1 protein-coding gene is annotated in these 1,653 nt (G+C 72.7%); it reads right to left on the minus strand.

Annotated elements, in window-relative coordinates:
• A partial coding sequence (locus KBX53_RS32255) for an ATP-binding protein (RefSeq protein WP_210863620.1) occupies positions 1 to 1,653 on the minus strand: 1,653 nt, incomplete at both ends.

Raw genomic sequence — 1,653 nt, forward strand, 5'->3', positions numbered from 1 at the left:
TCCCCGATGACCAGCACCAGTTCGTCGCCGTTCAACGCGACAGCGTCGTACCAGTCGCCGCCGACCTCGACGTCGGCGCTGCCGGGCAGGTAGCGGCTGGCCACGACCGCGCCGGGCAGTTGGGGCAGCGATCGGGGCAGCAGGCTGTGCTGCAGGGTGGTGGCGATCCGGTGTTCGGCTTCGTAGAGCTGGGCGTTCTCCAGTCGCACCCCGACGAGCCGGGCCAGCTGGGTCAGCGCCGCGTCGTCGGCCTGCGCCTCATCGCCGTCCGCCCGCCAGACCTGCAGCTCACCGAGCTTCCTTCCGGCGGTGCCGGTCAGCTCGGCCACGAAGGACGGGTCGGCGGCGGTGATGCCGCCGCCGTCCGCCTCGAAACGGGCCTCGGCCGCGGTGACCACCACCCGGGCGGCCTCGGCGAGGCTCAACGCGTGCCGGGCGGCGACCTGGAGCACGTCGGCGGTGGATCGGGCGGTGTTCACCGCCACCGCCGCGTCGGCCAACGCCCGGAGCCGGCGGATGATCTGCCCGCGCAGCTGGCCCAGTTCCACGTTGGCCCGCACCCGGGCGATCAGCTCCTGGGCGGAGAACGGCTTGGTGAGGTAGTCGTCGGCGCCGACGGCGAGGCCGGCGACGGCCTCCGCGGAGCCGGCTCGGGCGGAGAGCAGCACGATCGGCACATACCGGGTACGCGGGTCCGCGCGCAGCGCGCTCACCAGCCCGAACCCGTCCAGCCGAGGCATCATCACGTCGGTGAGCACCAGGTCGAACCCGCCCTCGCGGGCCATCGGCAGGGCGTCGAGCCCGTCGTTGGCGGTGACCACCTCCCAGGTCGGGGAGAGCAGCCGGCTGACGTGCTCCTGAAGGTCGGCGTTGTCGTCGACGACCAGGATCCGGCCGGCCGGCAGGGCCGTCGCCGGCCGACGGTCGACCTCGGGTGCCGGCGCGACACCGGCCCACAGCGCGGTCTCCGCCACGAAGAGTCGGGCCTGCTCGGGCTCACCGACGGGCAGCGGGTCGAACGCCACCACCCGCTCCGCCGGCAGGTGCGCCGAGCCGAACGGAACGGTCACCGTGAAGGTGCTGCCCACGTCGACCTGACTGGTCAGTCCGACCTCACCGCCGTGCATCTCGACCAGCTCCCGGACCAGCGCGAGGCCGATGCCGGTGCCCTCGTGGGTGCGTGCCCGCACCCCCGGCACCCGGTGGAACCGTTCGAAGACGTGCGGCAGCTCCTCCGGCACGATGCCGATGCCGGTGTCCGTCACCTCCAGCCGGGCCGCGCCCTGCACGGCCCGGATCCGCACCCGGATCTCGCCGTCGAAGGTGAACTTGACAGCGTTCGACACCAGGTTGAGGACGATCTTCTCCCACATGTCCCGGTCGACGAAGACCGCAGTGGGCAGCGGCGGACAGTCCACCACCAGTCGCAACCCGGCCCGGTCGGTGGCCGAGCGGAAGGTGCTGGCCAGCCTGGCGGTGTAACCGGCGAGATCGGTGGGCTGGTAGCGGGCGGCGAGCCGACCCGACTCCAGCCGGGAGAAGTCCAGCACGGTGTTGACCAGCTTGAGCAGGCGCAGCGCGTTGCGGTGCATCATGGTGAGCCGGTCGGTCTCGGCAGCGGGCAGCTCCGGGTCGGCCAGCATGTCCTCCAGC

Source organism: Micromonospora sp. M51 (assembly GCF_018070305.1).
Lineage (GTDB): Bacteria > Actinomycetota > Actinomycetes > Mycobacteriales > Micromonosporaceae > Micromonospora > Micromonospora parva.